20 protein-coding genes, 4 tRNA genes and 1 riboswitch are annotated in these 26,090 nt (G+C 58.9%); of the genes, 19 read left to right on the top strand and 5 right to left on the bottom strand.

The features are described 5' to 3' along the window. Positions 1-7: 7 nt before the first annotated feature. Together OC445_RS25180 and argR are read left to right on the top strand one after the other, a co-directional pair. Positions 8-772, top strand: a complete 765-nt coding sequence (locus OC445_RS25180; RefSeq protein ID WP_054922314.1) for an ABC transporter ATP-binding protein — start codon at positions 8-10, stop codon at positions 770-772. Between the two features lie 246 nt (positions 773-1,018). Next, entirely contained in the window at positions 1,019-1,999 is a 981-nt protein-coding gene (gene argR / locus OC445_RS25175) for a transcriptional regulator ArgR (RefSeq protein WP_034128470.1), read from the top strand. Positions 2,000-2,007: 8 nt separating this feature from the next. Here the strand turns inward: argR and OC445_RS25170 are convergent, their stop codons facing one another. Further along, the gene (locus OC445_RS25170; RefSeq protein WP_198790618.1) at positions 2,008-7,035 is read right to left on the bottom strand and encodes a leucine-rich repeat domain-containing protein; all 5,028 of its coding nucleotides are present in this window, start codon (positions 7,033-7,035) and stop codon (positions 2,008-2,010) included. Between the two features lie 388 nt (positions 7,036-7,423). Here OC445_RS25170 and OC445_RS25165 point away from each other — a divergent pair, with 388 nt between their 5' ends. The 7 genes from OC445_RS25165 to astE all read left to right on the top strand — a co-directional run bounded on the left by OC445_RS25165 (position 7,424) and on the right by astE (position 15,285). Beyond that, positions 7,424-8,644, top strand: coding sequence for an aspartate aminotransferase family protein (locus tag OC445_RS25165; protein WP_034128468.1), 1,221 nt, complete (start codon positions 7,424-7,426; stop codon positions 8,642-8,644). Between the two features lie 212 nt (positions 8,645-8,856). Then, positions 8,857-9,876, top strand: coding sequence for an arginine/ornithine succinyltransferase subunit alpha (gene aruF / locus OC445_RS25160; protein WP_262020423.1), 1,020 nt, complete (start codon positions 8,857-8,859; stop codon positions 9,874-9,876). A gap of 51 nt (positions 9,877-9,927) precedes the next feature. Continuing rightward, on the top strand, positions 9,928-10,953 hold the full coding sequence (astA, locus tag OC445_RS25155; protein WP_003193612.1) for an arginine N-succinyltransferase: 1,026 nt from the start codon (positions 9,928-9,930) through the stop codon (positions 10,951-10,953). Continuing rightward, positions 10,950-12,419 carry a succinylglutamate-semialdehyde dehydrogenase gene (astD, locus tag OC445_RS25150; protein WP_198790664.1) on the top strand — a complete coding sequence of 490 codons (1,470 nt, stop codon included), beginning with the start codon at positions 10,950-10,952 and terminating at the stop codon, positions 12,417-12,419. The genes astA and astD overlap by 4 nt, the downstream gene beginning before the upstream one ends. A 189-nt stretch (positions 12,420-12,608) precedes the next feature. Continuing rightward, entirely contained in the window at positions 12,609-13,955 is a 1,347-nt protein-coding gene (astB, locus tag OC445_RS25145) for an N-succinylarginine dihydrolase (protein WP_236282776.1), read from the top strand. A gap of 26 nt (positions 13,956-13,981) precedes the next feature. Further along, a complete protein-coding gene (locus OC445_RS25140; protein ID WP_003175651.1) occupies positions 13,982-14,269 on the top strand; it encodes a hypothetical protein in 288 nt (95 codons plus the stop codon). 11 nt (positions 14,270-14,280) lie between these two features. After that, the gene (gene astE, locus OC445_RS25135; RefSeq protein ID WP_034128465.1) at positions 14,281-15,285 is read left to right on the top strand and encodes a succinylglutamate desuccinylase; all 1,005 of its coding nucleotides are present in this window, start codon (positions 14,281-14,283) and stop codon (positions 15,283-15,285) included. Between the two features lie 134 nt (positions 15,286-15,419). Here astE and OC445_RS25130 read toward each other — a convergent pair whose 3' ends face one another. Continuing rightward, positions 15,420-15,929: a 6,7-dimethyl-8-ribityllumazine synthase gene (locus OC445_RS25130; RefSeq protein WP_003193604.1), complete on the bottom strand. Its 510-nt coding sequence runs from the start codon at positions 15,927-15,929 to the stop codon at positions 15,420-15,422. Between the two features lie 97 nt (positions 15,930-16,026). Next, positions 16,027-16,196: riboswitch (FMN riboswitch) on the bottom strand. Between the two features lie 190 nt (positions 16,197-16,386). Here OC445_RS25130 and ltaE point away from each other — a divergent pair. The 8 genes from ltaE (at position 16,387) to mgtE (ending at position 24,138) form a co-directional block, all read left to right on the top strand. Beyond that, on the top strand, positions 16,387-17,391 hold the full coding sequence (ltaE, locus tag OC445_RS25125) for a low-specificity L-threonine aldolase (RefSeq protein ID WP_057975159.1): 1,005 nt from the start codon (positions 16,387-16,389) through the stop codon (positions 17,389-17,391). A gap of 146 nt (positions 17,392-17,537) precedes the next feature. Next, positions 17,538-20,156 carry an alanine--tRNA ligase gene (gene alaS, locus OC445_RS25120; protein ID WP_198790616.1) on the top strand — a complete coding sequence of 873 codons (2,619 nt, stop codon included), beginning with the start codon at positions 17,538-17,540 and terminating at the stop codon, positions 20,154-20,156. Between the two features lie 99 nt (positions 20,157-20,255). After that, the gene (locus tag OC445_RS25115) at positions 20,256-21,497 is read left to right on the top strand and encodes an aspartate kinase (RefSeq protein ID WP_003193595.1); all 1,242 of its coding nucleotides are present in this window, start codon (positions 20,256-20,258) and stop codon (positions 21,495-21,497) included. A 174-nt stretch (positions 21,498-21,671) separates the two neighbouring features. Beyond that, positions 21,672-21,860, top strand: a complete 189-nt coding sequence (gene csrA / locus OC445_RS25110) for a carbon storage regulator CsrA (RefSeq protein WP_003175645.1) — start codon at positions 21,672-21,674, stop codon at positions 21,858-21,860. Positions 21,861-21,922: 62 nt separating this feature from the next. Continuing rightward, a tRNA-Ser gene (locus OC445_RS25105) sits at positions 21,923-22,013 on the top strand. Positions 22,014-22,121: 108 nt separating this feature from the next. Further along, a tRNA-Arg gene (locus tag OC445_RS25100) sits at positions 22,122-22,198 on the top strand. 72 nt (positions 22,199-22,270) lie between these two features. After that, a tRNA-Arg gene (locus OC445_RS25095) sits at positions 22,271-22,347 on the top strand. 348 nt (positions 22,348-22,695) lie between these two features. Next, positions 22,696-24,138: a magnesium transporter gene (gene mgtE, locus OC445_RS25090; protein ID WP_003193593.1), complete on the top strand. Its 1,443-nt coding sequence runs from the start codon at positions 22,696-22,698 to the stop codon at positions 24,136-24,138. A 102-nt stretch (positions 24,139-24,240) separates the two neighbouring features. On the opposite strand, the gene OC445_RS25085 is transcribed toward mgtE, so the two are convergent. Then, entirely contained in the window at positions 24,241-24,567 is a 327-nt protein-coding gene (locus OC445_RS25085; protein WP_003193592.1) for an Arc family DNA-binding protein, read from the bottom strand. A gap of 49 nt (positions 24,568-24,616) precedes the next feature. Between OC445_RS25085 and OC445_RS25080 the strand changes: the two genes are divergently transcribed. Further along, positions 24,617-24,841: a hypothetical protein gene (locus OC445_RS25080; protein WP_103299870.1), complete on the top strand. Its 225-nt coding sequence runs from the start codon at positions 24,617-24,619 to the stop codon at positions 24,839-24,841. A 123-nt stretch (positions 24,842-24,964) separates the two neighbouring features. Here the strand turns inward: OC445_RS25080 and OC445_RS25075 are convergent, their stop codons facing one another. Both OC445_RS25075 and OC445_RS25070 read right to left on the bottom strand, forming a co-directional pair. Further along, the gene (locus OC445_RS25075; RefSeq protein WP_054896749.1) at positions 24,965-25,144 is read right to left on the bottom strand and encodes a PA3371 family protein; all 180 of its coding nucleotides are present in this window, start codon (positions 25,142-25,144) and stop codon (positions 24,965-24,967) included. A 10-nt stretch (positions 25,145-25,154) separates the two neighbouring features. After that, positions 25,155-25,382 carry a hypothetical protein gene (locus OC445_RS25070; protein WP_054896750.1) on the bottom strand — a complete coding sequence of 76 codons (228 nt, stop codon included), beginning with the start codon at positions 25,380-25,382 and terminating at the stop codon, positions 25,155-25,157. Between the two features lie 317 nt (positions 25,383-25,699). Here OC445_RS25070 and OC445_RS25065 point away from each other — a divergent pair. Next, positions 25,700-25,776 (top strand) — tRNA-Arg (locus OC445_RS25065). Positions 25,777-26,090: the final 314 nt, after the last annotated feature.

The following is a 26,090-nucleotide window of genomic DNA, read 5'->3' as shown; positions in this document are numbered from 1 at the left end:
CGACCGCATGTACAAGCTTGAAGTCCAAGACCTGCATAAACGCTATGGCAGTCATGAAGTGCTCAAAGGTGTGTCCCTGGCCGCCGCCGCCGGTGATGTGATCAGCATCATCGGTTCCAGCGGTTCGGGCAAAAGTACCTTTTTGCGCTGCATCAACCTGCTGGAGCAGCCCCACGCCGGCAAGATTCTGCTCAATAACGAAGAGCTGAAACTGGTGGCCAGCAAGGACGGCGCCATGAAGGCCGCCGACCCCAAGCAACTGCAACGTATGCGTTCACGCCTGTCCATGGTGTTCCAGCATTTCAACCTGTGGTCGCACATGACCGCGATTGAAAACGTGATGGAAGCCCCGGTGCACGTGTTGGGCATATCGAAGAAAGAGGCCCGTGAAAAGGCCGAGCATTACCTGGCCAAAGTCGGCGTGGGCCATCGTAAGGATGCGTTCCCGGGCCACATGTCCGGTGGCGAGCAGCAGCGCGTAGCGATTGCTCGCGCGCTGGCGATGGAACCTGAGGTGATGCTGTTCGACGAACCTACTTCGGCGCTGGATCCGGAGTTGGTGGGCGAAGTGCTCAAGGTCATGCAGGACCTGGCCCAGGAAGGCCGCACCATGGTGGTGGTGACCCACGAAATGGGCTTTGCCCGGGAAGTGTCGAACCAGTTGGTGTTTTTGCACAAAGGCATTGTTGAAGAGCGTGGCAATCCGAGGGAAGTGCTGGTGAACCCGCAGTCGGAACGGTTGCAGCAGTTCCTCTCTGGCAGTTTGAAATAATCAAGACTGCTTTTGTGCACCGGGATAGTGCATGCTCCGCAGTCTTGAGGTAAGCCCCGATTCCCTGTGGGAGCTGGCTTGCCCGCGATAGCGATGCATCAGCCAATGATGTGTTAACTGACCCACCGCCATCGCAGGCAAGCCAGCTCCCACTTTTGATCTGTGTTTGTTTTGGGATTTGTAGTTGATTACGGGCTAGCATTGGCCCACAGCTTCTTTCACCGTTTTCGCTCCGGATAGCACTCCATGACCGCCCACAAAATTGGTTTCCTGATTTGGCCCAGCACAAAAGCACTCACGCTTGCGCTGGCTGAGGAGGCCTTGCGCGTTGCTCAGCGGGTACATCCGGATGTGGTCTACGAATTGTCGTTTCTGCAGGCCGAGCCGCAAACCGAGGGGGCCTGGCAACTGCCGGGCGAGCCGTGGGCCGGCAAGCTGGAAGGTTTTCAGAAACTGTTCCTGCTGGCGGATGAGCCGCCTGCCGCCATCGCCTCCCAGCTCAGCACCGCGCTCAAGCAACTGGTTCGGGCTGGTTGCGTGATAGGCGGGTTATCGGCAGGCGTGTACCCATTGGCCCAGCTTGGTTTGCTGGATGGTTATCGTGCTGCCGTGCATTGGCGCTGGCAGGACGATTTCGCCGAGCGTTTCCCCAAGGTCATCGCCACCAGCCACCTGTTTGACTGGGACCGTGATCGCCTGACCGCTTGCGGCGGCATGTCGGTACTTGACCTGCTGTTGGCGGTACTGGCCCGTGACCATGGCGCCGAGTTGGCCGGTGCCGTGTCTGAAGAATTGGTGGTGGAGCGCATCCGTGAGGGCGGCGAGCGCCAGCGCATTCCGTTGCAAAACCGCCTGGGCTCCAGCCATCCGAAGCTGACCCAGGCGGTGTTGCTGATGGAAGCCAATATTGAAGAGCCGCTGACCACCGATGAAATTGCCCAGCACGTGTGCGTGTCACGACGACAGCTGGAGCGCATCTTCAAGCAGTACCTTAACCGCGTTCCCAGCCAGTATTACCTGGAGCTGCGCCTGAACAAGGCGCGCCAGATGTTGATGCAAACCAGCAAGTCGATCATCCAGATCGGCCTGTCGTGCGGCTTCTCCTCGGGGCCGCATTTCTCCAGCGCCTACCGTAACTTCTTCGGCGCTACTCCCCGTGAAGACCGCAACCAACGGCGCAGCAGCAGCCCGTTCGAGTTGTCGTCGGTGCCCTCCGAGCGCGGTTGAGCGGCGGGCTATTCATCGCCCTCTGTGTCGGGTCCACCGCTGACGGAGTCCTGGTTGGGATTGATCGGCGGGGGTTGTAAAGCTTCCGGTACATCGAAACTTACCGCCGTGCGGTTGTAATAACTGCGCAGCATGGCGATCGCCGCGGGCGAGAACGGGTTGCCGCTGAGGTCGAAGCCCTGGGCTCTGTCTGCATCCATTTCAAGGAGGTCGCTGGGCAGCTCGCTAATCTGGTTATTGCGCAAGCTCACTTGATCAAGCGATGGCAGGTTGAATATTCCGTTCGGCACTTGCGTGAGGCCAGCTTCTTCGATCATCAAACCTGTCAGCCCCGACATTTTGCTGATGTCGGGCGCGACGCCCAGCGGGTTATGACTCAGGTCCAGGTACTCAAGGTTTTGCAGGTCGCTCAGGGCGTCGGCGCTGGTGGTGGTCAAGCGAATATGGCTGTTTGCAAGGCTCAGTGACTTGAGTTTGGGTAGATTGAACACGGCGCCAGGAATGTCGTTCAAGGCATAGCGGTAGATCAGCAGGCTTTCCAGGTTGGGAAAGTGCTCGAGAAATCCCTGGGGAATCGACGTAGTTTCCTCTGCTCTCAATTCCAGCTTCGAAATGTGCTCGAAATCGATATTCAATGACGGTAGATCGCCTAGCGGCGCCAGCGTCACTTCCATTTCATGGGAGGCGGCGGGCGGCTCTTGGTCGGAGTCCAGAGCGGTTTCCCGTCGCCAAGCTGCTTCCAGCACTGTTTTGAGTTCGTCTCGCACCAACTGCTGCTGAGCCTGCGCTTGCTCGTCCAGGGGTGCCCTCGTAAGCGGATGCTGTGCCGGCACACTCACTATCCATTCCTGCAAATCGGCTTGAAGACGCTCGTAGTCCGCTTTCAAGCGCACCAAGTGTGCCATTGAGTCGTCCAGGCCGCCGGGCAGCCTGAAGATGAAGTTATTCGCCTGGTCGACGCTGTACTTGGGGTAAAGCGCTTGCACCATAAGCCGCTGCGCGGGGTTGGCATCAGCACCAAAATGTTCGCCGGTTATCTGGCAATAGGCTTTGATCCTCTGCAGCGTGGCGCGTGAGAACCCGTTGCCTGACAGGTTAAAGGCTTTGGCGGCATTGCCTGGCAGTTGGAAGATCAAATCAGGCAGCCGACTCAAATAGTTGTTGCTCAGATCGGCGCTGACTAGTTGGGGGCGATTGAGCAAGTTCTCGGGAAACAGGGAGATATGGGTTCCGCTCAGGTTCAGCGTCTGTAGTTCAGGCATGTGCCCGAGGTTGGGAGACCGTGACAGCTGATTGTTGTTGGACAGGTCCAGACTTTTGAGTCCTGTGAATGGATCAAGGTCTGCGCGGTTTTGCAGGGTCAGGTTGCAGTTGCGCAGCGTCAGTCTGTCAAGGTGAGAAAGTGCGATGACCTCGGGAGGAATTGTGTTGAGGGCAACGTCGCTCAGATGCAACGTACGTAGGTTGGGGAAGTGGGTGAGGAAACCTGGCGCTCCCCGGGTAGTGGGGTAACCCTTTAGCGTCAAACTGGAAATGTGATCGAAGTTTGCATTGAGTACAGGCAGTTCGCCGTGTATGGGGTAGCCAAGGTTCAGTGTGCGTCCGATTGCGTGGTCAGTATCGATCGGCGTTTCATGACGCCAGCCGCGGAGCAGTTCTTGTGTCCATATCCAGCGGTGCAGTTCCGCTTCGGCGACCGTGGAAGGGGGCAGCGGGGCATCGGTGTTGAGAGAGGCCTGCAAGAGGGTCGAGCGCCAGGCCATCAGATCGGTTTTGAGTCGTAAAAGCTCGTTTTTCAGGTAGCGGAGCGTCTGTAAGGGAGTGCTGGGATGGCTGTTCAAAATGTCCAGTGTCTGAGCCAGCTCTTGCGGGCTCAGGCCAGGGTACAGCTCGTGTAACAACGCCAATTCGGGGGTGTTGCCGGCCTCTGGCGGTGTGGCGGGGTAGCCTTCCATGCCGCCGGGCAGGCGCATCAGCCTGGGGTCGTAGGCAGGTTTGCGCACTGGATCCTGGGCCAACAACGCGCCGAGCGCTTCACGTGTCAGGGGGCGCTGGCTCAAGGTTTGCCGCAACAACGGACCCTGGCCGATATGAATGCCCAGCGCATCGCGCTGAGTGTCAGGCAGGGCCTGCAGGACGGCAGTGTAAAAATCCGTTTCGGCAAGCACCATGCCTTTTTCGTCTTCGGGGATGTACTCGCCGTCGATGGTACGCACCAGGGTGCGTTTGATCGGTGCTTCAGGAGCGCCGATCGCATCGTGCAGCTTGCCGGTTTGCTTGAAATCGCGCACTTCCAGGCGCACAGACGGCGACCAGCCCGGCAGGTTTTCCAGCGAGTGCAGGGCGAGGCGGTGGGTGTCGCTGTTTTCCAGAGCGGTCATGTACAACCCTTCATGCGCCCGGCTGATTCGAACGTGATGAGCGGCCCAGCGTGCTCGCTCAAGTACCGGCGCGGGTACCTTGCCTTGGTCGATGTCCAGCAACTGCTGGCCGGTGGAGCAGCGTAATACGTCTTCGGCGGCGCTCGTTGGCAGGCCGGGCGCGGCGTCGATGATGGTTTGCAGGCGTGCGTCAGCGGTTATCTCCAGCCCGCGATAACGCGAGTCGAACAGCGAGGCGCGGCTTTTCTGAGCTGCGCGTGCCAGTTGTTTGCGCAGTTTGGCGGTGCGTGCAGGCAGGGTGGGCGTGGGGCCGAACGGCTCTTCAAGCAAGGTTTTGCGTTCCGACTCATTCAAGGTTTCCAGCACGATCGTCAGCAAATCGCCGTTGTTCATCTGGGCTTCGTGTATCTGTGCCACGGCGGCGTTTTTATGGCCTTTGTGCTCCCAGACGGTTTCACCTTTGGCGTTGAGAAACCGCAGGGTCTTGGATTCGGGCCATAGGCCCGTCTGGCTCAGCAGCCACAGTTGCGTTTGGGTATCAGCCTTCTGATACATCGCAGGGTCATCGCTGTTCATTTGGTCGATGAAAGTTTGCAACTGCTCATCGATCCGGATGCGCTTGAGTGTGTCGGCCAACAGCGGCGGCGGCGGTTGGTGGTCCATGTACAGTTTGCGCAGGACGTCATCATTGGTCTCGCTGATGCGACTGGCTCTTTCAAGACCGGCTTCGCTGATACCTTCGGCAGATGGACCGAGCCGGCGTAGCAAGGTGGTGCGATTCCAGGTCAACGGGCGATCCACGGGCGTCAACCAGGCGCCCTTGCCATTGCTCAGTAGGCGTGGGCGGTAGGCGTGGGGGCGCGTAGGGTGTTCAAGGCTAGCGTTGCCCGAGGGTTGTTTGATGGAGAAATATTGCCCGTCCAGCGCCAGGATCTGCTTTTGTTGATGGGCATGTAATCCCTGCGGGCCGGGGCGCGACCCTGGAACCAATTGAATGTCGTGGGCGTAGGGCGCCAGGTCGGGGTTCCACAGACGGGTTTTACGGTCGGTGGTCACCGGAGTGAGTCTGTCAAAGAAGTCCCATAGCGCCTTCGGTAGCGTCTGTCGCAACAGGTTTTCGGCTATCGGTGCGCCGACCGCGAACATCCCCAGTTGGACCATTTGCTCAAGGATTGACATCAGGTGCCCGAATGCCTGGCGCTTGAGCCCTTCGGCCCAGTCGAGCACGCCTTCGAACACATCGTCGAGCAGTTGATAGGCGGTATAGCCGAGCATCAGTAAGCCCAGCGGCGGAACAAAGGGTGTTGCGATGAAGGCGGCGATTTCGAGAATGGCTTCACCGATTTTCTGCACAACCTCCCAGTGCCGCCAGCGAGCATTTCTGTCAGCGTCGGCGGTGGGAATGGCCGTTACGCGAGCATCGTTGAGCAACTTATCAAGCTTGTTCTCATACAGGTGCTCGTACAGGTCGTTGGTGATTTTCGTCGCATAGAATTGCAGGTTGGTTTTGGCCACAGGTTCGTCACGCCAGACAGGGCGGGGGTCGCCCGAAACATGCTCGTGCCAGACGACCTGTGATAAGCGGCTGTTGAGATCGGCAAAGAAGTAGCCACGCTGTTCATGCCTGACGAAACGGCTGAAAAACGCCTGATAGTCGGCGCTGCGCAGTTTGTTCGCCAGGTCCTGCATGAAAGCCTGACCGTTGGCGTAATACTTGAGCGGCGATTGCGGGTCGCCCGGAATGTAGGCCACCATCGGGACGGCGCTGCGATTGGACTCCAGGTCGGCGGCGAACAGCACGATGCCGGTCAAGGGGGCGTTCATCAGGCTAAGGTCATGGCACAGCAACGGCCTGCCGTTCAGGTCGCCGATCAGGTTTTTGAGAAAGCTGCGAAGTGCATTGAACGCTTGGGGCGATACATCTTTTTTCAGCTGCGCCATATACAAGCTGGCTTGGGCGTCGGCTTTCAGGCTGTTGATGACCTTTTGGCGCAGTTGAGCCTTGATCGCCGCGTCATTGAAGCCCAAAAGGTTCTTGAGGTAGCGCTGGTATTGCTTGCCGACATCCAGCGTGCGGCATAACCCAATGAATTGCGCGATGCTGATTTTCTCGCGTAATTGGGGCAGCGTGTTGAATTGCCCGGTGGCGGAGGGCTGAGTAATGAATGTCGACTCTGGGGCATATGCCGTCGGCTTGCTTTCGTCCGCATCAAAGTTGTGCAATGCCGCCTCCACCAGTGAAACGGTCCAGGTTTTGGCGCCAGTTTCTATGGGAAGCAGCGGTGTGGTCTGTGGGATATACAAGCGCAGGTAAATAGCGCTGACGTCGCAGTCGGCGTCGTACTGCTGCTTGAGTGCCTGCTGCAGCAAGGGGGCGGCAAATGCCTGCGGGGATTGGAGCGTGGATAGGGCGCTGTCGACTTGGTTTTGTGCCTTCCAACTGTTCTCCAGGGCCTTCTTGGCGGGAGCTTGCTGGGTGCGGTTGGCATCGCCATACCAATCGGCGAATTCAATTGGGCTGTTTTTCAGGGCCTGGCGCCGGGCACTTGAGGCGTTCCCTAGCCATTTCGGTAGGCGGGGGTTGACCTCGGCGGGCACTACGGCTGCGACTTGTGCGAGGTGTTGGGAGAGCGAGGTTTGAGTTGGGGTGGGCATGGGCTGGATCTTCATTGAGTTGAGGCAGCGACATCACACCAACTTTGATGCAGGGCGGGAGCATATATAGTGATGCCCGCAACGAAATCTGCAGATCTTGCGCTTGTCTCCCTTGCTTATCAGGCCGTGCTGCCCGGAACTCAGGTAGGCGCGGTTAGATCGTCAGGGCGCGCCAACCCTTTCGCTGCATGATCCTGACGTAAACCTGCCGCAGCGTTTAAACTGCGCCATTGCGACGCTATTTGTCGCATTGGCGTAAACCCGCGAAAAACACGGGTTGGCGCTATAAGAAGTTGTCGCTTGGCGACAAGGCCCCACTGAAAACTGTCCTTACAATCCCTGCATCGCCCGCCAGTTCCAGGCAGGCGTTCCTCTTCAGGAGACTCCGATGTCCGTTGAGCAAGCCCCGGTGCAACGTGCCGATTTCGACCAGGTGATGGTGCCCAACTACGCACCTGCTGCCTTTATTCCTGTGCGTGGCCAAGGTTCGCGCGTGTGGGACCAGGCCGGTCGAGAGCTGATCGACTTTGCCGGCGGCATCGCGGTTAACGTTCTAGGCCACGCCCATCCGGCACTGGTCGGTGCCTTGACCGAACAGGCCAACAAACTCTGGCACGTCTCCAACGTGTTCACCAATGAGCCGGCGCTGCGCCTGGCCCACAAGCTGATCGACGCCACCTTTGCCGAGCGCGTGTTCTTCTGCAACTCCGGCGCCGAAGCCAACGAGGCCGCCTTCAAGCTGGCCCGTCGCGTGGCGTTCGACCGTTTTGGCAGCGAGAAGTACGAGATCATCGCCGCGCTGAACAGCTTCCACGGCCGTACCCTGTTCACCGTCAACGTCGGTGGCCAGTCGAAGTACTCCGATGGTTTCGGGCCTAAAATCACCGGCATCACCCACGTTCCTTATAACGACCTGGCCGCATTGAAAGCCGCGGTGTCGGACAAGACCTGCGCCGTGGTGCTGGAGCCGATCCAAGGTGAAGGCGGCGTACTGCCAGCCGAACTGGCTTACCTGCAAGGCGCCCGCGAACTGTGCGACGCGAACGACGCGCTGCTGGTGTTCGACGAAGTGCAAACCGGCATGGGCCGCAGCGGACACCTGTTTGCCTACCAGCATTACGGCGTGACCCCGGACATCCTCACCAGCGCCAAGAGCCTGGGCGGCGGCTTCCCGATTGCGGCGATGCTGACCCGTGAAGACCTGGCCAAGCACCTGGTAGTCGGCACCCACGGCACCACCTACGGCGGCAACCCGCTGGCGTGCGCGGTAGCGGAAGCGGTGATCGACGTGATCAACACCCCAGAAGTGCTGGCGGGTGTGAATGCCAAGCACGACCTGTTCAAGGCGCGCCTGGAGCAGATCGGCAAGCAGTACGGCATCTTCACCCAAGTGCGTGGCATGGGCTTGTTGATCGGTTGCGTACTCAGCGATGCCTTCAAAGGCAAGGCCAAGGACGTGTTCAACGCGGCCGAGAAAGAAAACCTGATGATCCTGCAAGCCGGCCCCGACGTGGTGCGTTTTGCGCCGAGCCTGGTGGTGGAAGAGGCGGACATCAATGAAGGCCTGGATCGTTTTGAGCGTGCTGTGAAGACGTTGACGCAAGCCTGATAGCGACACATTTTATTGGCCGGACCTGAACACATGTGGGAGCTGGCTTGCCTGCGATAGCATCACCTCGGTGACATTGATATACCGAGTTGCCTGTATCGCCGGCAAGCCAGCTCCCACATGGATCTGCTGACACATTGAGACCGATGTGTATCCAGGGCCTGTGTCCGGCATTTTTTCCTCTGTGAGTTTTCGAGTTAAGGAGTGACACCATGCTGGTGATGCGCCCCGCGCAAATGGCTGATCTGGGCGAGGTACAGCGTCTGGCTGCGGACAGCCCGATTGGTGTCACCTCCTTGCCGGATGATGTGGAACGCCTGAGCGACAAGATCGCGGCCAGCGAAGCTTCTTTTGCGGCCGAGGTGAGTTTCAACGGTGAAGAGAGCTATTTCTTCGTGCTGGAAGACACCGAGACCGGCAAGCTCGCCGGCTGCTCGGCCATCGTGGCCTCGGCCGGTTACTCCGAGCCGTTCTATAGCTTTCGTAACGAGACCTTCGTGCACGCCTCCCGCGAGCTGAAGATCCACAACAAGATCCACGTGCTTTCCCAGTGCCACGACCTTACCGGCAACAGCCTGCTCACCAGTTTCTACGTGAAGCCTGCGCTGGTCGGTTCGCCGTGGTCGGAACTCAATTCCCGTGGCCGACTGCTGTTTGTCGCCAGCCATCCCGAGCGCTTTGCCGACTCGGTGGTGACCGAGATTGTCGGCTACAGCGACGAGAACGGTGACTCGCCGTTCTGGGATGCCATTGGCCGCAATTTCTTCGACCTCAACTACGCCGCCGCCGAGCGCCTGTGCGGGCTGAAAAGCCGTACCTTCCTCGCCGAGCTGATGCCGCACTATCCGATCTACGTGCCGCTGCTGCCGGACGAAGCGCAAGAAGCCATGGGCCAGGTGCACCCGCGTGCGCAAATCACCTTCGACATCCTCATGCGTGAAGGTTTCGAAACTGACCATTACATCGACATCTTCGACGGTGGCCCGACGCTGCACGCCCGGGTGTCGGGCATTCGCTCGATTGCCCAGAGCCGCGTGGTGCCAGTGAAAATCGGTGAGATGGTCAAGGGGATTGGCCGCCAGTACCTGGTGAGCAACGCGCAGTTGCAGGATTACCGTGCGGTGATGCTGGAGCTGGACTACGCGCCCGGCAAACCAGTGACCCTGGACCTGGCGGCAGCCGAAGCGCTGGGCGTTGGCGAAGGCGCCAGTGTGCGCCTGGTTGCGGTTTAAAAAGAGAGTTTCGCGGGTGGCTGACAACAGCGGCCCGTTCGAGGAGATAGCATGATCGTTCGTCCCGTACGCAGCAGCGATTTACCGGCCCTGATAGACCTGGCGCGCAGCACTGGCACCGGCCTCACCACCTTGCCGGCCAACGAAGAGCGCCTGACCCACCGGGTGGGCTGGGCGGAAAAAACCTTTCGCGGCGAAGCCGGGCGCGGCGATGCCGACTACCTGTTCGTGCTGGAAAACGACGAAGGCCGCGTGGTGGGAATCTCCGCCATCGCTGGCGCCGTTGGCCTGCGCGAGCCGTGGTACAACTTCCGGGTTGGGCTGACTGTCAGCGCTTCCCAGGAACTGAATATCTACCGTGAGATACCGACTCTGTTCCTGGCCAACGACCTCACCGGTAATTCCGAATTGTGCTCGTTGTTTTTGCATGCCGATTACCGCAACGGCCTCAACGGTCGCATGCTGGCCAAGGCGCGCATGTTGTTTATCGCCGAGTTCCCGCAACTGTTCGGCAACAAGATCATTGCCGAGATGCGCGGTGTGTCCAACGACGCCGGGCGTTCGCCGTTCTGGGAAAGCCTGGGCCGGCACTTCTTCAAGATGGAGTTCAGCCAGGCCGACTACCTCACGGGCGTGGGCAACAAGGCGTTTATCGCCGAGCTGATGCCCAAGTTCCCGCTGTACAGCTGCTTTCTCTCCGAAGACGCGCGCAATGTGATCGGCAAGGTCCACCCGGACACCGAGCCGGCGCTGAGCATGCTCAAGAGCGAAGGCTTCAGCTACCAGGGCTATGTGGATATTTTCGACGCCGGCCCGGCGGTGGAATGTGAAACCAGCAAGATCCGTGCGGTGCGCGACAGCCAGTCACTGGTGTTGGCCATCGGCACGCCGGGGGACGACGCCACGCCGTTCCTGATCCATAACCGCAAGCGCGAAGAATGCCGTATCACCGCCGCTCCGGCCCGTCTGGCGGCAGGTACGCTGGTGGTCGATCCACAGACCGCCAAGCGCCTGCAATTGGTGGTGGGTGATCAAGTACGTGCTGTTGCGTTGTCTGCTGCTCGGGAGTCCAAATAATGAATTCGCTGTATATCGCAGGTAGCTGGCTGGCTGGCCAGGGTGAGCTGTTTGAATCGCGCAACCCGGTGACTCAGCAAGTGCTGTGGGCTGGCAATGGTGCCAGTGCTGAACAGGTCGAATCCGCCGTGCAGGCTGCGCGTCAGGCATTCCCGGCATGGGCCAAGCGCCCGCTCGAAGAACGCATCAGCGTGCTGGAAACCTTCGCCGCTACGCTTAAAAGCCGTGCCGATGAAATCGCCCGCTGCATTGGCGAAGAAACCGGCAAGCCACTGTGGGAGTCGGCCACTGAAGTCACCAGCATGGCCAACAAGATTGCGATCTCGGTGCAAAGCTACCGCGAGCGTACCGGCGAGAAGAGCGGCCCCCTGGGCGACGCCACCGCTGTGTTGCGCCATAAACCCCACGGTGTGGTGGCGGTATTCGGCCCTTACAACTTCCCTGGGCACTTGCCCAATGGGCACATCGTCCCGGCGTTGCTGGCGGGCAATACCGTGCTGTTCAAGCCGAGCGAGCTGACCCCCAAGGTCGCCGAGCTGACCGTACAGTGCTGGATCGAAGCCGGTTTGCCGGCGGGCGTGCTGAACCTGCTGCAAGGCGCGCGGGAAACCGGCATCGCCCTGGCGGCCAACCCAGGCATCGACGGCCTGTTCTTTACCGGCTCCAGCCGCACCGGCAATCACTTGCACCAGCAATTCTCAGGGCGCCCTGACAAGATCCTGGCCCTGGAAATGGGCGGTAATAACCCGCTGGTCGTGGACGAAGTCGCCGACGTGGATGCGGCGGTGTACACCATCATCCAGTCGGCGTTTATCTCGGCGGGCCAGCGTTGCACCTGCGCGCGCCGCTTGCTGGTGCCGCAAGGTGCCTGGGGCGATGCCTTGCTGGCGCGCCTGGTGGCGGTGAGTGCGAGCATTGAAGTGGGCGCTTTCGATCAGCAACCGGCGCCGTTCATGGGGTCGGTGATCTCCCTGGCTGCGGCCAGAGCCTTGATGCAAGCCCAGGAACTGATGTTGGCCAATGGCGCCGTGGCACTGCTGGAAATGACCCAGCCTCAGGCTCAGGCCGCATTGTTGACCCCTGGAATCATCGACGTAACCGGGGTGACGGAACGTGAAGACGAAGAGCTGTTCGGCCCGCTGCTGCAGGTGATCCGCTATGCGGATTTTGCCGGTGCCATCGCTGAGGCCAACAACACCCAGTACGGCCTGGCCGCTGGCCTGTTGTCGGACTCCGAAGCGCGTTACCAGCAGTTCTGGCTGGAAAGCCGCGCCGGTATCGTCAACTGGAACAAGCAGTTGACCGGCGCTGCCAGTACCGCGCCGTTCGGTGGTGTCGGGGCGTCGGGCAATCATCGCGCCAGTGCCTATTACGCGGCGGATTATTGCGCGTACCCGGTGGCTTCGCTGGAGACGCCGAGCTTGGTCGTGCCAGCCACGCTGACCCCCGGCATAACGCTGAAGTAAGGGTGACACCGATCTAATGTGGGAGCTGGCTTGTCGGATCGCCGCATCGCTGCGATGGCATCACCTCGGTTTGGCTGAAAGACCGAGTCGACTGCATCGCAGGCAAGCCAGCTCCCACACTGGGTCGGGTTAACAGATATAGACCTGCAGTTGATGCCTATAAAAACAGATGTTCGTGGAGCCTCGCCGATGAAATCCTGTGAAGTCAATTTTGACGGTCTAGTGGGGCCGACCCATAACTACGGCGGTTTGTCCTTCGGCAACGTCGCGTCCCAAAGCAACAGCCAGCAGTCTTCCAACCCGAAGGAAGCGGCGTTGCAGGGCCTGCAGAAAATGAAAGCCCTGATGGACATGGGCTTTGTGCAAGGTGTATTGGCGCCTCAGGAGCGCCCGGATGTAGCTGCCTTGCGCAGCTTGGGTTTCAGCGGCACCGACGCCCAGGTGATCGAGCAGGCTGCCAGGCAGGCCATGCCTTTGCTGGTAGCGAGCTGCTCGGCATCCAGCATGTGGGTAGCCAACGCCGCCACCGTCAGCCCAAGCGCCGACACCGCAGACGGCCGCGTGCATTTCACCGCTGCCAACCTCAATTGCAAATACCACCGCAGCATCGAGCACCCCACCACCAGCCGCGTGCTGGGGGCGATGTTCGCCGATGGCAAGCATTTCGCTCACCACGCCGCCTTGCCGGCCGTGGCGCAGTTTGGCGATGAAGGTGCGGCCAACCACACGCGTTTCTGCCGTGAGTACGGTGAGGCGGGCGTGGAGTTTTTCGTCTTCGGCCGTAGTGCTTTCGACCCCCGTTACCCGGCCCCACAGAAGTACCCGGCGCGCCAGACCCTCGAAGCCTCCCAGGCCGTTGCGCGCCTGCATGGCTTGAAGGATGACGGTGTGGTCTACGCCCAGCAGAACCCTGCGGTGATCGATGCCGGTGTGTTCCACAACGATGTGATCGCGGTGGGCAACGGCGAGGTGCTGTTCTATCACGAGGATGCGTTCCTCAATACCGAACAGATGCTCGCCGAACTGCACGGCAAGTTGAGCAAGCTGGGCGGCAACTTCCAGTCGGTGTGTGTGCCCCGCGCGTTGGTCAGTGTCGAGGACGCGGTGCGTTCCTACCTGTTCAACAGCCAGTTGCTGACTCGTCCTGATGGTTCGATGCTGCTGATCGTGCCGGAAGAGTGCCGCGCCAATGAGCGCGTGTGGCAGTACCTGCAAGGCTTGACCGTTTCCGGCGGGTTGATCCGCGAAGTCAAGGTCTTCGACCTCAAGCAAAGCATGCAGAATGGCGGTGGGCCGGCGTGCCTGCGCCTGCGCGTGGCGTTGAACGAAACCGAGCTGGCGGCCGTGAACCCAGGGGTTATCATGACCGCGCCGTTGTACGAAACCCTGACCCATTGGGTGGGCAAGCACTACCGTGACAGCCTGCGCGAAACCGACCTGGCTGACCCGCAGTTGCTGCTTGAGTGCCGGACGGCACTGGATGAACTGACGCAAATCCTTAAACTGGGCTCGGTTTATCCTTTCCAGATCAATTAATGCCACACGGCTGAGATATTTTATTTATGACCGACACCCTGAAACTCATCCTTGAAGACACCGACGGCACCCAGCTGGAAACCTCCTGCACCCGCGTCGCCGTGGTCTGGCAGGGCAAGGAGATCTGGATCCAGCACGATGGCCGCGGCCAACTGCTGATTGGCGTAGACGTAGAGGAGGGCGACGCCGAGTACGCCAACCTGCTGATGCGCCCATTGGCCACCAACCTGATGAGCCTGCAGCTGGAAATGGAACCGGCCGACGTTGAAGGTGACGACGACGATCACGTCCATGGCCCAGGCTGCAACCACTAAGGAAGCTGCTTATGCTCGCCCTCGGCAAACTGCTTGAACTGACCCTCGCCGGTCGTGAACCGGCGCAAAAAATTCAACTGACTGTCGACGGCGTGCAGATGCGCTGGCTCAGCGAAGGCGCGCTTGAAGTGCGTCCTCCTGAAGCTCTGGACAACGGCAGCGACTTGCTGCTGTCGTCCGGCATCCATGGCAACGAAACCGCGCCGATCGAATTGCTCGACCGCCTGTTGCATGGCATTGCCCGCGGGGAGATCAAACCCCGCACCCGTATTCTGTTCCTGTTCGGTAATACCGAGGCCATGCGCCGCGGTGAGCGTTACCTCGAGCTGGACGTCAACCGGCTGTTCAATGGCCGTCATGAACAAAACATCGGCCCCGAAGCCATGCGCGCCGCCGAGCTTGAGCAATTGGCCCGCAGCTTTTTCAGCCTGCCTGGCCGCTCGCGCCTGCATTACGACCTGCATACCGCGATTCGTGGTTCAAAAATCGAGCAGTTCGCGTTGTACCCGTGGAAGGAAGACCGACAGCATTCGCGCCGTGAGCTGGAGCGCTTGAACGCGGCCGGCATGCAGGCGGTGCTGCTGCAGAACAAAACCTCGATTACCTTCACCGCTTTTACCTACGAGCAACTCGGCGCCGAGGCTTTTACCCTGGAGTTGGGCAAGGCGCGCCCGTTCGGGCAGAACGACGGTGTGGACGTGTCGCGCCTGGAAGTGCGTCTGAAGCAGATCATCGAGGGCAACGAGCCTGAGACCGGCAACCTCGACGGCCTGAAGCTCTTCGCCGTTGCACGGGAAGTGATCAAGCACAGCGACGCCTTCCTGCTGCACCTGCCCGCAGATGTGGAAAACTTTTCGGAATTGGAAAAAGGCTACCTGCTGGCCGAAGACGTGGCCAAGACCCGCTGGGTGATCGAGGAGGAGGGCGCCCGCATCATCTTCCCCAACCCAAAGGTGAAGAACGGCTTGCGCGCCGGGATATTGATCGTGCCCACCACCGATGCCGGCCTGGCCTGAGAGCCAAGTCTGGCTCAGTCCAATGTGGGAGCTGGCTCGCCTGCGATAGCATCACCTGGGTATCACTGATACACCCCAGGTGTCTGCATCGCAGGCAAGCCAGCTCCCACACTGGTTTGCGGTGAGGCTTGGATTTAGACCGCTACCGCACGCGGCTCGCTACGACGGATCGCCCGCACTTTGTGCAGTGTATCGGCGCAGGTACGCGCAGCTTCCTGACCCTTGTGCACGAAGTGCTCATAGAAGAACGTGGTGTGCTCGCTGCCGGCATGGAAGTGGTGCGGCGTCAGGGACACCGAGAACACCGGCACTTCAGTTTCCAACTGCACCTGCATCAGGCCGCTGACCACTGATTGCGCGACGAATTCGTGACGGTAGATGCCGCCGTCCACCACCAGCGCGGCAGCGACGATCCCGGCGTAACGGCCGGTCTTGGCCAGCAACTTGGCGTGTAGGGGCATTTCAAAGGCGCCGCCGACTTCGAAGAAGTCGATGTCCGATTCCTGATAACCCTGGGCGATCATTTCGGCGAGGAAGCCTTTGCGCGACTGGTCGACAATATCCTTGTGCCAGCAGGCCTGGATAAACGCGACGCGCTCGCCGTGATGGTTTTTGCTTTTGCTGTCGATTGCGGTGGGTTGCATGTTCTGACTCCTGTTTAAGAAAAAAACAGGGCGTTATGAATCGAATGGGATTTAAGGGTACGCATGCGCAAACAGGCGCGCGGCCCTTAGGTGCCAATCCCGTTCTCTCTTCATCCGGACTATGACCGTCGGCCCCGGGATCACACCGGGTCTGCTGACCTCGTCGCCGTCCTGCCTGAGCAGTTCGAGGCGCCAAGCGCTCGCGGGCTATGCACATTGCGTGCAATTACCGCCGGTGGGGAATTGCACCCCGCCCTGAGAACGTTGCCACCAGAACCCTGGCGGCGCAGAGTTTTTAACATGGTTTTTCGAAAACTGCACGGCTGCCGTCTCGATAACTTATATCGGTTTGATTGGTTGGTATTCGAATGAATGCAATAGGGGCTTGATATTCCGTGGCTTTGCCCGCAGTAATCACACACAAAAGGACTTATCCACTCCGTTAGAGGCCCCCTTCATGACCGTGATCGACCTGCGCAGCGACACAGTGACCCAACCTACTCCCGGCATGCTCGACGCAATGGCCAGCGCCGTCAGCGGCGATGATGTTTATGGTGAAGACCCCAGCGTCAACCGCTTGGAGGCCGAGTTGGCCAAGCGCCTGGGCTTTGCCGCGGCGCTGTTCGTACCCACCGGCACCATGAGCAACCTCCTGGCGTTGATGGCTCACTGTGAGCGCGGCGAGGAATACATCGTCGGCCAGCAGGCCCACACCTACAAATACGAAGGTGGCGGTGCGGCGGTGCTGGGGTCGATCCAGCCGCAGCCCCTGGAAGTGCAAGCTGATGGCTCCCTTGATCTGAACCAGGTGCTTGCAGCCATCAAGCCCGACGACTTCCACTTCGCGCGCACGCGCCTGCTGGCGCTGGAAAACACCATGCAGGGCAAAGTGCTGCCGCTGGATTATCTGGCCAAGGCCCGGGCATTTACCCACGAGCACGGCTTGGCCCTGCACCTGGATGGCGCCCGCCTTTACAACGCGGCAGTCAAGCTGGGGGTGGATGCGCGAGAAATCGCCCAGCATTTCGATTCGGTGTCGGTGTGCCTGTCCAAGGGCCTCGGTGCGCCGGTCGGCTCGGTGCTGTGTGGCTCGGTGGCGCTGATCGCCAAGGCTCGGCGCTTGCGCAAGATGGTCGGCGGCGGCATGCGCCAGGCCGGCTCACTGGCGGCGGCGGGGTTGTATGCTCTGGATCATCAGGTGCAGCGCCTGGCTGACGACCATGCCAACGCGCAATGGCTGGGCGATGAGTTACGCAAGGCCGGCTACAGCGTCGAGCCGGTGCAGACCAATATGGTGTATGTGCAGGTAGGCGATCAGGCGCAGGCGCTGAAGGCCTTTGCGGCCGAGCGTGGGGTCAAGTTGAGTGCCGCGCCGCGCCTGCGCATGGTCACCCATCTGGACGTCAGCCGGGCGCAGATCGAGCAAGTGCTGCAGACATTCGTCGCGTTTTCGCAGAAATGACAGTGCAGGCCGTCTAATTGACTGTTTCTATCACATAAACACGCTGTACCACCGGCAAAGGGCCGATATAATGCGGCCCTTTGCCGTCGCTCCGTCTGATGATGTTGCGCACTGGCCTTTGGCCGCAGCCTCCGTGGAAGAACCTAATGAAAAGCGCAGAAATCCGTGAAGCCTTCCTTCGCTTCTTCGAAGAGCAAGGTCACACCCGTGTAGCCTCCAGCTCCTTGATCCCAGGCAATGACCCAACCCTGCTGTTCACTAACGCGGGGATGAACCAGTTCAAGGACTGCTTCCTGGGCCAGGAAAAGCGCGCCTACACCCGCGCTACCAGCAGCCAGAAGTGCGTACGCGCCGGCGGCAAGAACAGTGACCTGGAAAACGTCGGCTACACCGCCCGTCACCACACCTTTTTCGAGATGCTGGGTAACTTCAGCTTCGGCGACTATTTCAAGAAAGATGCGATCACGTTCGCCTGGACCTTCCTCACCGGCGTGCTGAAGCTGCCCAAGGAAAAGCTCTGGGTCACCGTGTACGCGACGGACGATGAAGCGTATGACATCTGGACCCAGGAAATCGGTGTACCTGCCGAGCGCATGATCCGTATCGGTGACAACAAAGGCGCGCCCTACGCGTCCGATAACTTCTGGACCATGGGCGATACCGGCCCGTGCGGCCCGTGCACCGAGATTTTCTACGATCACGGCGACGATATCTGGGGTGGCCCGCCAGGTTCGCCGGAAGAAGACGGCGACCGTTACATCGAGATCTGGAACAACGTGTTCATGCAGTTCAACCGCACCGCCGATGGCGTGTTGCATCCGCTGCCGGCACCGTCGGTGGACACCGGCATGGGCCTGGAGCGGATCAGTGCGGTGATGCAGCACGTTCACTCCAACTACGAAATCGACCTGTTCACCAACCTGCTGAGCGCCTCGGCGGCGGCCATTGGCTGCGCCAATGAAGGCCAGTCTTCGCTCAAGGTGGTGTCGGACCACATCCGTTCCTGCGGTTTTCTTATCGCCGACGGCGTGCTGCCGTCCAACGAAGGCCGTGGCTACGTGCTGCGTCGCATCATCCGTCGTGCGTGCCGCCACGGTAACAAGCTGGGCGCTACCGGCAGCTTCTTCTACAAGATCGTGGCCGCGCTGGTTGCCGAGATGGGCGATGCCTTCCCGGAACTCAAGCAACAGCAAAGCAACATCGAGCGGGTGCTCAAGGCTGAAGAAGAGCAGTTCTCCAAGACCCTGGAGCACGGCCTGAAAATTCTGGAACAGGACCTGGCTGAACTCAAAGGCACCGTGGTGCCGGGTGATGTGGTGTTCAAGCTGTACGACACCTATGGTTTCCCGATGGACCTGACTGCCGACATCGCCCGCGAGCGTGAGTTGACCGTCGACGAAGCCGGTTTCGAGCGTGAGATGGAAGCCCAGCGCGTGCGGGCCCGTTCGGCCAGCTCCTTTGGCCTGGACTACAACACCCTGGTCAAGGTTGACGTACCGACCGAGTTCACCGGCTACAAGGCGACTGCGGGCTCGGCCAAGATCGTCGCCATCTATAAAGACGGTAAGTCGGTCGACGTGTTGAGCGAAGGTGAAGAGGCGGTTGTGGTACTGGACCAGACGCCTTTCTATGCCGAGTCGGGTGGCCAGATTGGCGATTGCGGTTTCCTGAGCTCGACATCCGGTCGTTTTGATGTGCGCGACACCACCAAGACCGGCGGGGCTTTCCTGCATCACGGTGTGCTGGTGCTGGGCAACTTGACCGTGGGCGCACCGGTAGACACCCAGGTGGATGCCGACGTACGGCATGCCACGGCGTTGAACCACTCGGCCACTCACTTGCTGCACGCCGCGCTGCGCCAGGTACTGGGCGAGCACGTGCAGCAAAAAGGTTCGTTGGTGGACAGCCAGCGCCTGCGTTTTGACTTCAGCCACTTTGAAGCGATCAAGCCTGAGCAGATCAAGGCGCTGGAAGACATCGTCAACGCCGAGATTCGCAAGAACACCCCGGTTGAAACCGAAGAAACCGATATCGAGACCGCCAGGAATAAAGGCGCCATGGCGCTGTTTGGCGAGAAGTACGGCGACGAAGTCCGCGTACTGAGCATGGGCGGCAGCTTCTCGGTAGAACTCTGTGGTGGCATCCACGCCAACCGCACCGGCGATATCGGCTTGCTGAAGATCATCAGCGAAGGTGGTGTGGCCTCGGGCGTACGTCGTATTGAAGCGGTAACCGGTGCTGCGGCCCTGGCTTACCTCAATGCAGCCGAAGAACAACTCAGGGAAGCGGCCGGCCTGGTCAAGGGCAGCCGCGACAACCTGATCGACAAGCTGTCCGCCGTGCTGGAGCGCAACCGTGCGCTTGAGAAACAGCTGGAGCAGTTGCAGGCCAAGGCGGCGAGCGCTGCGGGCGATGACCTGTCGGCCGCGGCGGTTGACGTCAAGGACGTAAAAGTCCTGGCTGCGCGCCTGGACGGCCAGGATGGCAAGGCGCTGTTGGCCTTGGTCGATCAGTTGAAGAACAAGCTCGGCCGCGCAGTGATCCTGCTCGGCAGTGTCCATGAGGATAAGGTCGTTCTGGTTGCTGGTGTAACCAAGGACCTGACTGGCCAACTCAAAGCCGGTGATTTGATGAAGCAAGCCGCTGCGACAGTGGGCGGCAAGGGCGGTGGTCGTCCGGACATGGCGCAAGGCGGTGGTGTCGATGCCGCAGCCCTGGACGCGGCGCTGGCCTTGACCGTGCCATTTGTCGAGGCAGGTATTTAAAGCACTGTTAACCGGCCCGTGGTCTGTCTAGTCACGGGCTTGTTCAGTGCGGGTGGATTGGAAATTAGGCGCCCCTTTACGGGCTGAGGCGGCTTGGAAATGGCTTTGATCGTACAGAAATTTGGAGGCACCTCGGTCGGTTCTGTCGAAAGAATCGAGCAGGTCGCCGACAAGGTTAAGAAATTCCGCGATGCTGGCGATGACCTGGTAGTGGTGCTGTCGGCCATGAGTGGCGAGACCAATCGCCTGATCGATCTGGCCAAGGCCATCAGCGGTGATCAACAGCCGCTGCCGCGCGAGCTGGATGTGATCGTCTCCACGGGCGAGCAGGTAACCATTGCGCTGTTGGCCATGGCGCTGAACAAGCGTGGCGTGCCAGCGGTGTCCTACACTGGTAGCCAGGTGCGCATTCTTACAGACAGCGCACATACCAAGGCGCGGATCCTGCAGATTGATGATCAGAAAATTCGCACTGATCTCAAAGCAGGGCGCGTGGTAGTTGTAGCGGGTTTCCAGGGCGTGGATGAGCACGGCAACATCACCACGCTGGGTCGTGGCGGTTCGGACACCACCGGTGTGGCCCTGGCGGCAGCGCTCAAGGCTGACGAATGCCAGATCTATACCGATGTGGATGGCGTCTACACCACTGACCCACGCGTCGTGCCAGTGGCCCAGCGCCTTGACAAGATCACCTTTGAAGAAATGCTGGAAATGGCCAGCCTTGGTTCCAAGGTGTTGCAGATTCGCGCGGTGGAGTTCGCCGGCAAGTACAACGTTCCGCTGCGCGTATTGCACAGCTTCAAGGAGGGTCCGGGCACCCTCATTACTATTGATGAAGAGGAATCCATGGAACAGCCGATCATTTCCGGCATCGCTTTCAATCGCGATGAAGCCAAGCTGACGATCCGTGGCGTGCCAGACACCCCAGGCGTGGCTTTCAAGATTCTGGGGCCTGTCAGCGATGCGAATGTTGAAGTCGACATGATCGTGCAGAACGTTTCGCACGACAACACCACCGATTTCACCTTCACCGTGCATCGCAATGAATACGATGCAGCATTGAAAATCCTGCAGAACACTGCGAGCGAGATTGGCGCCCGTGAAGTGGTCGGCGATACCAAGATTGCCAAGGTGTCGATCGTCGGGGTGGGCATGCGTTCCCATGCTGGCGTTGCCAGCCGTATGTTCGGGGCTCTTGCCAAAGAAGGTATCAACATCCAGATGATTTCCACCTCGGAAATCAAAGTCTCGGTCGTCCTCGAAGAGAAGTACCTGGAGCTGGCTGTACGCGCGCTGCATACGGCTTTTGAGTTGGATGCTCCGGCCCGACAGGGCGAGTGATGCGTTGCCAGGAAGGCGCGGTTTACCGCGCCTTTCATTTTTTTGTGGGGTACATGGTCTTTTGCATGGGCTCGACAATACTTAGCGAGTAGGGCTACGACCTTTTGGTTGTAGGTCGAATGCTTTTTTTTTGCAGACTGTTGTTCCTGAACTGAAATGCGTGAGGTGAAAGGTATGCTGATTCTGACTCGTCGTTGCGCAGAAAGCCTGATTATCGGTGATGGCGAAATCACTGTGACCGTGCTCGGCGTCAAAGGCAATCAAGTACGTATTGGGGTTAACGCTCCGAAAGAGGTGGCGGTCCACCGCGAGGAAATCTACCTGCGGATCAAGAAAGAGAAGGACGAAGAACCAAGCCTTTAATTTTTATCGTTTTTTATGTTTGCAAACGGGGAGGAACGTGGTTAATATACGCCCCGTGTTGCGGAGAGCTGGCCGAGTGGCCGAAGGCGCTCCCCTGCTAAGGGAGTACACCTCAAAAGGGTGTCGGGGGTTCGAATCCCCCGTTCTCCGCCATTATTTGCTTAGTACGTTGCAATCTGGTTTTTTCGGTAAGTTGTTGAAAATACTCGAAAAAATAGCTTTACATAGAGATTGAACGGCCTATAATGCGCGGCAACAAATGCACTCGTAGCTCAGCTGGATAGAGTACTCGGCTACGAACCGAGCGGTCACAGGTTCGAATCCTGTCGAGTGCACCATTTAAGAGTTAGTTGCAGCGATGCAGGTAGCTTGGCTTCAACCAGTTGTGATCTGGTCTAAAAACACAATCTGCACTCGTAGCTCAGCTGGATAGAGTACTCGGCTACGAACCGAGCGGTCACAGGTTCGAATCCTGTCGAGTGCACCATACAAACAAAAAGCCCGCCTAGTGCGGGCTTTTTGCCGTCTGGGGTTTGTATAGGCTTTATCCGGCGTCCTCCTTTTTCTCCCTCCTCATGTGTTTTCCCATGCGTCTGCGTCGTCGCAGTTCATAGATGCAGCCAATACTGAGCTTTGGCGTGCAAGCGCTTGTTCTTTCCAGTTTTTTAACGTTTAAAACGTCCGGGCGGTGTATCATGCGCCCGTCAGCCCCGCCGGGGCTTGTGGAATACCTCCATGGACTTACCCAGTAGTTACTCAGTACCCCGTTTTACCAATCATGAATTGACTGATTGATCCTTCCGGCGTGCCCCGCTGCTGGGAGTGGAGTTCGCCTATGACCGAAGTAGAAGTAAAGAAAACACAAGAAAGCCTGCAGGATCGTCTGGCTCAAGTTATCGAGCTGCTGCAGCGCCAGCGCGTGGTCGAAGACCTCACGCACCGCCAGGAAGGTCCGAACCACGACCGCGTCGAAAACCTGGTTCACCGGCAAAACCTCGTCGAGTTGCAACGCAAGCTCGATGACCTGCACTCCGCCGACGTCGCCTACATTCTTGAAGCCTTGCCGTTGGATGACCGACTGACCCTGTGGCAGTTGGTGAAGGCTGATCGCGACGGTGACATCCTTCTGGAAGTATCGGACTCGGTGCGTGAGACGCTCATCGCCGACATGGATGACCACGAACTCCTGGCTGCCGCCAAGGAGATGGATGCGGACGAGCTTGCTGACCTGGCCCCTGAGCTGCCCCGTGATGTTGTCCATGAGTTGATGGAAGCGCTCGACACGCAGCAGCGTGAGCGTGTGCGTTCCGCGCTGTCGTACGACGAGGATCAGGTCGGCGCCCTGATGGACTTCGAGATGGTCACCATCCGCGAAGACGTCAGCCTGGAAGTGGTGCTGCGTTACCTGCGCCGCCTCAAAGAGTTGCCCGGCCACACCGACAAATTGTTTGTGGTCGACTATGAGGGCATCCTCAAGGGCGTTTTGCCGATCAAGCGCCTGCTGGTCAATGATCCGGAGAAAAAAGTTGCTGACCTGATGGCCAGCGATACCGTGAGCTTCCACCCGGACGAAGATGCCTACGACGCGGCCCAGGCATTCGAGCGTTACGACTTGATCTCGGCTCCGGTGGTTGATAAGAACGGCAAGTTGATCGGTCGTCTGACCATCGATGAAATCGTCGACTTGATCCGTGAGGAAAGTGAAACCGAAGTCCTCAACATGGCGGGTTTGCGTGAAGAGGAAGATATTTTCGCGTCGGTCTGGCGTTCACTGCATAACCGCTGGGCTTGGCTGGCTATCAATCTGATTACCGCGTTTATCGCTTCTCGCGTGATCGGGTTGTTTGAAGGCTCCATCGAGAAGCTGGTTGCCTTGGCGGCGTTGATGCCGATTGTGGCGGGCATTGGCGGCAACTCCGGGAACCAGACCATCACCATGATCGTGCGCGCCATGGCGCTGGACCAGGTCAGTACCGCCAATTCCTCACGGCTGTTGCGCAAGGAACTGGCTGTAGGCCTCATAAACGGATTGGTGTGGGGGGGCGTGATTGGCGTGGTGGCCTACTTGCTCTACGGCAGTTGGTCCCTAGGTGTGGTCATGACTGCGGCCATGACCCTTAACCTGTTGCTGGCGGCCTTGATGGGGGTATTGATCCCCATGACCCTGGCGCGTCTAGGTCGCGATCCCGCCATGGGTGCCAGTGTGATGATCACGGCCATGACTGACAGTGGTGGTTTCTTCATCTTCTTGGGCCTGGCAACGATCTTCCTGCTCTGACCCTTCCCGCGGGGGCAAACCTGCCCTCGCTTTGCTTCTTATTCCCAAACTCGACGCAAAAAAAAAGCCAGCACAGGGCTGGCTTCGGCTTTCAGGTGTCAATCAATTGGCTTCTGCGGCCGCCTCCACGTCGTGCGCGATCAGCGAGACGAGAGCATTTTGCTGGCGGTGGGAGAGTTGACGAAAACGCTGCAGCAGTTCGCGTTCGTGCAGTGACAGCTCGGGGCTGTCCAGGCGCATGCTCAACTCTTCACCCAAGGCACCTTCCTGAATAAGGCTTTGTTCCAGGCGTGCGATGATTTCGGAGTTCATGCTGCGGTGATGATTGCGAGCCACCTCGGCAATGCGTTCCCGCATTCCGTCTGGCAGACGTACGACGAATTTGTCAGCCGTACGGCTGGAATAAATTGCCTGTTTCAATGGGCGCATATATTTAACCGGTTAGTTCAGGGGAGCGGTTTCTGGAATTGGCCGCAAGATGAGTGTTAAGACAAGGCTCACGACCAAAGTTCAACGCGAATTGCAAAGAGGCCGCATCATGCCTCAGATTTGCCATTTCATTGGCGTCAATTCTGTGACAAATATTGAACCGCCTAAAGGCTTTATGCCAGTACTGATTTGCGTTTTTGCGGACTGGTTGGAAAAATTTCCTGCAGCTGCAGCGAAGCTCGGCAACCTTCGTTCAGGCCAGCGCGGAATCTGAGTCGAAGGGTGTCCTTTCTATAGGGGTATGGCCTTTTGCCCGCAAGCTTAAGGTTAGTAGCTGTTCGGCTATTTACGAGTGTCAGGCGACATAAGGTAGGGAGAAGGGGCGGCGGGGGGAGGGCTAGCGAAGGAGTGGATCGAATTTGATTCGGCGACCCTTGATGAGTGCAATTATCAGTAGGCTGCCCAGCACGGCGCTTGCGACGAAGGCTAGGATTTGAGCTTGTTGTGAGGTGGCTCCCAGGCCTAGTGCGGCGGACATGAGGGTCAGGCACAGAAATAACCAGGCAGATTTGGACATGAATATTTTCTCAGAAAACCCAATGCTCGGCCGCTGGGGCAGATTGGGTTTCTTGGGTCAGGCGAATGGGGGGCTGGGGGTTGGCAGTCATCAGTGCGAGTTGAGGGCGCTGTTGCAGATGGTGGGGAATGGCTTGGCTGATTTGCGCGCCGTCTTCAGTATTGGTCGGCTGAAAATGAAACGTCACCACCGCGGCCAGTGCCACAGCGTTCAGTGCTAATAGAAGGGCGCTGTTCATAGTCATGGTCTCCACGGTGCCTGGAACGATTGGTTGTGTATGTATGACTTAGCAGATGTCGTGCCAACCTATTAGGCCAATAAAAACAAAGAGTTAGATTTGATTTGTGGGGTTTTGAGGTTGCAGTTTGCAATGATGGCATATTGGCGCAGTGCAATTTGCACGATGCATCTGGAGGCCTTGGTCTGCAGCGAGAGGCTTTGAATGCATTCGCAGGGATCGGCCTACATTCAAAATGCCAACGGACGACATGACAAAACCAGCCTCGGCCGTTAAGATGCACGCCGTCTGTCGCTAGCCCTTCCGGGTAAGCATTTGTCCCAGTAGCTCAATTGGATAGAGCATCCCCCTCCTAAGGGGAAGGTTGGCCGTTCGAACCGGCCCTGGGACACCATCTCTGTTGAGCTTTCCCTTTCCGGTATTCGCCGGTCTAAAAAAACAGTCTTTCTCGCTCCTCGCTTTCGCAGGTCTCGGCCGGGCTTCTTCCGGTTGGAGTTCGATGCATTTGTGTGGGAGGGGGTATTCACGCCCTAGGGCTATACGCTTCTTCTTATATAGAAGAGGCGGCGAGGCATCCTGATTTTATAGGCGAATGGGTTTTTAGCTTTTTTGCGGATAAGGGGTTGACGTTCATGGCGATCCCTGTAGAATTTGCCTCCCGCTTACGAGAGATCGCAAGCGCAAGTGGTTGAAGTTGTTGAAGAAATC

It is taken from the genome of Pseudomonas sp. Pse35 (assembly GCF_024519715.1).
Lineage (GTDB): Bacteria > Pseudomonadota > Gammaproteobacteria > Pseudomonadales > Pseudomonadaceae > Aquipseudomonas > Aquipseudomonas paracarnis.
The sequence above is the reverse complement of the archived record's forward strand: the minus strand, read 5'-3'. Positions and strand labels throughout refer to the sequence as shown.

Coding starts and splice junctions, on each gene's coding strand:
- OC445_RS25180 (WP_054922314.1), top strand. CDS start 8: ATGTACAAGCTTGAAGTCCAAGACCTGCATAAACGCTATGGCAGTCAT.
- argR (WP_034128470.1), top strand. CDS start 1,019: ATGACCGCCCACAAAATTGGTTTCCTGATTTGGCCCAGCACAAAAGCA.
- OC445_RS25170 (WP_198790618.1), bottom strand. CDS start 7,035: ATGCCCACCCCAACTCAAACCTCGCTCTCCCAACACCTCGCACAAGTC.
- OC445_RS25165 (WP_034128468.1), top strand. CDS start 7,424: ATGTCCGTTGAGCAAGCCCCGGTGCAACGTGCCGATTTCGACCAGGTG.
- aruF (WP_262020423.1), top strand. CDS start 8,857: ATGCTGGTGATGCGCCCCGCGCAAATGGCTGATCTGGGCGAGGTACAG.
- astA (WP_003193612.1), top strand. CDS start 9,928: ATGATCGTTCGTCCCGTACGCAGCAGCGATTTACCGGCCCTGATAGAC.
- astB (WP_236282776.1), top strand. CDS start 12,609: ATGAAATCCTGTGAAGTCAATTTTGACGGTCTAGTGGGGCCGACCCAT.
- OC445_RS25140 (WP_003175651.1), top strand. CDS start 13,982: ATGACCGACACCCTGAAACTCATCCTTGAAGACACCGACGGCACCCAG.
- astE (WP_034128465.1), top strand. CDS start 14,281: ATGCTCGCCCTCGGCAAACTGCTTGAACTGACCCTCGCCGGTCGTGAA.
- OC445_RS25130 (WP_003193604.1), bottom strand. CDS start 15,929: ATGCAACCCACCGCAATCGACAGCAAAAGCAAAAACCATCACGGCGAG.
- ltaE (WP_057975159.1), top strand. CDS start 16,387: ATGACCGTGATCGACCTGCGCAGCGACACAGTGACCCAACCTACTCCC.
- alaS (WP_198790616.1), top strand. CDS start 17,538: ATGAAAAGCGCAGAAATCCGTGAAGCCTTCCTTCGCTTCTTCGAAGAG.
- OC445_RS25115 (WP_003193595.1), top strand. CDS start 20,256: ATGGCTTTGATCGTACAGAAATTTGGAGGCACCTCGGTCGGTTCTGTC.
- csrA (WP_003175645.1), top strand. CDS start 21,672: ATGCTGATTCTGACTCGTCGTTGCGCAGAAAGCCTGATTATCGGTGAT.
- mgtE (WP_003193593.1), top strand. CDS start 22,696: ATGACCGAAGTAGAAGTAAAGAAAACACAAGAAAGCCTGCAGGATCGT.
- OC445_RS25085 (WP_003193592.1), bottom strand. CDS start 24,567: ATGCGCCCATTGAAACAGGCAATTTATTCCAGCCGTACGGCTGACAAA.
- OC445_RS25080 (WP_103299870.1), top strand. CDS start 24,617: ATGAGTGTTAAGACAAGGCTCACGACCAAAGTTCAACGCGAATTGCAA.
- OC445_RS25075 (WP_054896749.1), bottom strand. CDS start 25,144: ATGTCCAAATCTGCCTGGTTATTTCTGTGCCTGACCCTCATGTCCGCC.
- OC445_RS25070 (WP_054896750.1), bottom strand. CDS start 25,382: ATGAACAGCGCCCTTCTATTAGCACTGAACGCTGTGGCACTGGCCGCG.